Source organism: Stackebrandtia sp. (assembly GCF_035643755.1).
Classification (GTDB): domain Bacteria; phylum Actinomycetota; class Actinomycetes; order Mycobacteriales; family Micromonosporaceae; genus Stackebrandtia.
Map to the genome: position 1 here is coordinate 1 of NZ_DASQPW010000270.1, position 5008 is coordinate 5008.

General features: G+C 70.5%; 3 protein-coding genes and 1 pseudogene. 2 read left to right on the top strand and 2 right to left on the bottom strand.

Going from position 1 to position 5008, the window contains the following annotated elements; translation table 11 throughout:
- Window positions 1-89 precede the first annotated feature (89 nt).
- Window positions 90-2741, bottom strand: coding sequence for a serine hydrolase domain-containing protein (locus tag VE172_RS20795; protein ID WP_324803908.1), 2652 nt, complete (start codon window positions 2739-2741; stop codon window positions 90-92).
- A gap of 29 nt (window positions 2742-2770) precedes the next feature.
- Entirely contained in the window at window positions 2771-3322 is a 552-nt protein-coding gene (locus tag VE172_RS20800) for a GNAT family N-acetyltransferase (RefSeq protein WP_324803909.1), read from the bottom strand.
- Between the two features lie 47 nt (window positions 3323-3369).
- On the opposite strand from VE172_RS20800, the gene VE172_RS20805 reads away from it, so the two are divergent.
- Both VE172_RS20805 and VE172_RS20810 read left to right on the top strand, forming a co-directional pair.
- Window positions 3370-4599, top strand: coding sequence for a winged helix-turn-helix domain-containing protein (locus tag VE172_RS20805; RefSeq protein ID WP_324803910.1), 1230 nt, complete (start codon window positions 3370-3372; stop codon window positions 4597-4599).
- Window positions 4600-4664: 65 nt separating this feature from the next.
- Window positions 4665-5008: pseudogene (locus VE172_RS20810) on the top strand (hypothetical protein); the annotation flags it as partial.

The window sequence follows — 5008 nt, forward strand, 5'->3', positions numbered from 1 at the left end:
CTGGCGAACTTCATCCACCAGGCGATCGAGTCGGCAGGCGACGACGCCGACGCCGAGGAACTCGTCGACGACTAGCACCACGATCGTGGCTAGACGGTGAGCGTGACGGGCACGCCGATCAGGTTGTACGTCAGGACGATCCACATGAAGCCCGCCGCCGCCAGCGCCCACACGCTGTAGCCGACGCGTCCCGAGACCGTCCACCAGCCCCGTGCCCACGCCACCACCGCCGTGACGACCAGCGCGATGGCGAACGCCCCGATGAAGGTGGCGGTGTTGAGGGTGAGGGACAGCAGCCAGTTCCCGGTGAGGAAGTCCTGCATCAGCTTGTTGGAATCGGCGTTGACCATGGCGAAGCCGGTGAGGTAACCAGCGACGCCCAGGGAGGTGACCCAGGCCAGCAGGCGCGCGGCCCGGGCGCCGAGGGGGTGGCGGTCGCGGTGCCGCAGCCGGCGGATCAGCGCCTGGATCGGGATCCAGGCCAGGGCGACGAGCAGGACGAGCGCGGTGAGCGCCAGCGTCCACAGATGCAGGGTGGGGGAGTCGAGGCCGTCGCGTTTGAAGAACGCGGAGCTGGGTTGGTCGCTGGAGATCAGGGCCTCGGAGGAGTCGAAGCTCAGGGTGTGGTCGCCGCCGATCTCGACGAAGTAGCCCGGGTCCACCTGGATCCAGTCCTGTGTGGAGACGTTGGGGTCCTCGGACAGCCCGGTGGTCCGGAGCCTCCCGGAGCCGGTGGCGCTCACCGTGACCGGCGCCATCAGCGTGGCGACCCGGGCGAAGTTCGACCTCGTGGTGCGGGCCGCCTCGTAGGAACCGGCGTACTTCGACACGTCACCGCCGATGCCGGTGGCGGCGTCCTTGCCGGACCTTGTGAAGTAGTGGTCGATGACGGAGTTGATCAGGTGCTTGCCGTCCCAAAACGCCGCCGAGTCCTCCCCGTCGCCGTTGTAGACGACGTGGATGCCGATCCCGGCGTCGGGAAGCAGCGCGAGATCGTGGTGGATGCCGGGAAGGTCGCCGTCCTTGAACGCCACCTTCTGGCCGTCGCGGGGCCGCTGCTCGAAACCGAAACCCATGCCCGGCATGCGTTTGTCCGAGGTGAACTGCTGGCGCCGCAGCTGCTTCGCCACGCCCGCGCCGAGCCGGGGATCGTCGGACAGCTGGGCCTTCATGAACGCCGCCATGTCCGATGAGGACGTTATGGTGTCGCCGCCGGCGGGCGCCACGGGGCTGAGCTGGCCGCGCGTGGCGACCTGGCCGCGGTCGACGGGGCGGTAGCCCGTGGCCAGCGTGGAGTCGAGCCCCGAGGGGTGGTGCCGGGCGGCGCTGGTGTGGTCCATGCCCAGCGGCGCGAACACGTGCCGGTGGACGTAGTCGCCGTACGACTGCCCCGAGGCCAGTTCCACGAGGTAACCGGCCAGCACGTAGTCGTAGTTGTTGTAGGCGATGTACTCGCCGGGCGCACGGACCCGTTGGGGCAGTTGGTCCTTGGCGAACGAGGCCAGGGACGGCTGGTGCGCGGCGTCCCATTGCGACCAGCCGTAGACGTCGTAGTCGAAGCCCGACGTGAAGGTCAGCAGGTCGCGGACGGTCACGGGTTCGCCGAAGGCGTCGGGGACCTTGAACGACCTGAGGTAGCGGTTGACGTCGGCGTCCAGGTCGAGCTTGCCCTCGCCGACGAGCTGGAGCACGGCGGTGGCGGTGTACAGCTTCGCCTCCGAGGCGGTGTGGAAGCCGGTGGTCCGGGCGTCCATGCGCCGACCCGAGTCGACGTCGGCCTTGCCGTAACCCTTGGCGAACACGGTCTTTCCGTCGGCGACCACGGTGACGATCGCGCCGGGGATCCCGCCGTCGGAAAGCTGCTTCGGCACGATCTTGTCGATGAGGCCGCCGACGTCCGAAAGCGACGTCGCGGGGTCGGCGGAGGCGGGGGAGGGCAGGATGAGAACCGTTGCGGCCGTAAGGAAGAGGCACAGCAGGACCCGCAGCGGCAGGGGCGTTCGAGTGAGCACGCGACAAAAGATAGCCGCGTTGTCGGCCGTCGGTAATCGGGAAAACCCCACCGAATGGATGCGCAACTTGATGAACAGCAACAGCATGACGAGCAGCATCAGGCCCACGCAGATCGCGCCGACGATCAGCGCCAGCTTGACCGACGCGCCCTCGTCGGACTCGGCGAACAGCCTGTTGTCGGTGCCCAGAGCCAGTTTCCACGACACCGTGTCGCCGTCCAGTTTTCCATTGTGGCCGGTGACATGGCCGGGGAACGTGATCCGAACCGTGAAGGCGGACTTCTCCACGATGGACTCGTCGAGCTTCGGCGCCGCGTCGGCGGCGCTGGGCAGGTCCCACTCGCCGCGCAGCACATAGCGGTTGTCGACGTGCCTGATGCGGAGGGTGGAGGCGCCGGTCTGCGACGCGTTCCTGGTGCCGAAGTCCTTCAGCGGGACGTCGGAGAAGTACACGGTCTTGCCGACGAATCCGCCGGCGCGGTAGGCGACGGTGCGCTCCGCCCCGGGCACCTGCTCGGTGAGCTGGTTGACGAACGCGTCGGTCTGCCGATGCCCCAGGGCATCGATCGCCTCGGTGCGCACCGCCGCGGTCAGGTGGCCGTCCACGGTGTCGTCGGAGCGCACGGTGGCGTTCAGGTCGACCTTGAGACAGCCGCTCAGGGACACCAGGGCCAGCCCGGCGGTCGCGAGACAGGCCAGGACGCGGCGCGGGCGTTTCGAGATCGTCACGCCGACATATTAGGACAAACCCGGCGACGTCAGTCCGAATCGGTGATGTCGGTGTGCAGCCGCAGCTGGGAGACGGGGGTGCCGTCCATGTCGAGACTGCGGCGGGTGCCGTCGGTGTCCCAGCCCGCGGAGCGGTAGAAGTTGAGGCTGGCGGCGTCGCGGGTGAAGGACCACGCGTAGGCGGTGGCCAGCCGGTGCTCCTGCCAGTGCGCCACCGCCGCCGACAGCAGGCGGCTGCCGTGGCCGCGGCGTGCGAAACGCGGTTCCACCAACAGTTCCGTGACCGCACCCGCGGCGGGATCGTCGTCCTCCTCGCCCGCGCCGACGGCGGCGAAGCCGACAGTCCACAGTCGAGAGCGGTCCGATTCGTCCTGCTCCACGGCGACGAAGACCCGGTACAGCGGCGACGGCGGGCTCGCGCACGCCTCCTCCCACCGGGTCGCCACCCAGGCGGCGTCCAGACCGTCCATGACGGACGTCGGGATGAAACCCGAAAAGGCGGTGCGCCATGTCGTCAACTGGATGCGCGCGATCTCTTCGGCGTCGCTGACGCGCGCCGGACGTACATACCCCAGGGCCACGGCGGATAAGCGTACGGCGTGTCGCAGCCGGCGGTTAGGGTGCCCGCGTGAGTGCTGTGGAAAGACTGACCAACGCGCAGGCGCGCCGCGTTGTGCTTGCGGCCCAGGGGTTCGCCGAGCCGCGCCCCGGCGGCGCCGTCGACGTCCGTCACCTGCGCAAGGTGCTGGCCCGCACCCGCCTGCTGCAGATCGACTCCGTGTACGTGCTGGAGCGGGCCCACTATGTCCCCGTGTACTCGCGGCTGGGCGCCTACCCGCGCGCGGTGGTCGACAAGGTCGCGTACGGGAAGCGGCGGCAGCGCGAGCTGTTCGAATACTGGGGGCACGCGGCGTCGCTGCTGCCCGTGGAGACCTTCCCGCTGCTGCGCTGGCGAATGGACAACGCCGAACAGCACGCGTGGGGCGGCATGCAGCGCGTCGCCCGCGACAACCCCGGCCTGGTGGATCGGCTCTACGACACCGTGGCCGCCGAGGGCCCCGTCACCGCGCGGCAGCTCGAGGAGGAGGGCCCGCGAGCCAAGGACAACTGGGGCTGGAACTGGAGCGACACCAAGCAGGCCCTGGAGTGGCTGTTTCGCTGCGGACGCATCAGCGTGGCGGCGCGGCCGTCCTTCGAGCGGGTCTACGACCTCACCGAGCGGGTGATTCCCGAGCACATCCTCGCCGCCCCCGTGCCCGACCGCGCCGACGCCACCCGCCAGCTCATGGTCCACGCCGCCCAGTCCCTCGGCGTGTCCACCGAGGAGGAGATGCGGGACTACTACCGCCTCCCCGTCGCCGACTCCCGCGCCGCCCTGCGCGAACTCGTCGACGCGGGCACCCTGCGGCGGGTCACGGTGGACGGCTGGACCAAGCCCACCTACGTGCACGGCGACCTCGCCGTCCCGCGTCGGATTCGGGCCCGCGCCCTGCTGAGCCCCTTCGACCCCGTGGTGTGGCACCGCGACCGCGTCCTGCGGCTGTGGGACTTCTTCTATCGCATCGAAATCTATGTGCCGCAAGCCAAGCGGGTCCACGGCTACTACGTGCTGCCCTTCCTGCTGGGCGACAGGCTGGTGGGCCGCGTCGACCTGAAGGCCGACCGCGCGGCGGGCGTGCTGCGGGTACCCGCGGCATGGCGGGAGCCGCACGTCGACGGCGACCTGGAACTGGTGGCCCGCGAACTCGCCGCCGAGCTGCGGGTGCTGGCGGGCTGGCTCGGCCTGCCCGACATCGCTCCCCCCAGCCACGGCGACCTCGCCCCGGCGCTCACCGTCGCACTCGCCGCGAACCCCTAACCCGTGGGGCGACGGGGCTAGAGTGTGAGGGAGCTTTCGAACGCGCGACGCGAGAAGGACACGCCATGAGTGAAGGCCTGGGGTCGGCCCCCACCCAGCAGATCCCGCGCGTCGTCACCACGCCCGTCGACCCCGCCGACGCCGTCACCCAGGAGTTTCCGCGCTTCCCCGCCACCTCCTTCCCGCCGCCATCGGCGTCGCGGGCGGCCGAGCGGGACTCGGCCGTCACCGCCGAGATCTCCCCGCCGCCGGCCCCCGCCCAGGCGACCTCCCTGCTCGCGCACGGCCCCGCGCCGTCCAGCCCCGCCCCCCAGGCGGCACCCCCCGCCCCCGCCGCCGACGAGTCGCCCTGGGAGATGGACGAGGCGTCCACCATCGCCATGCCGCGGCCCCCCGCCGCGCAGCCCGG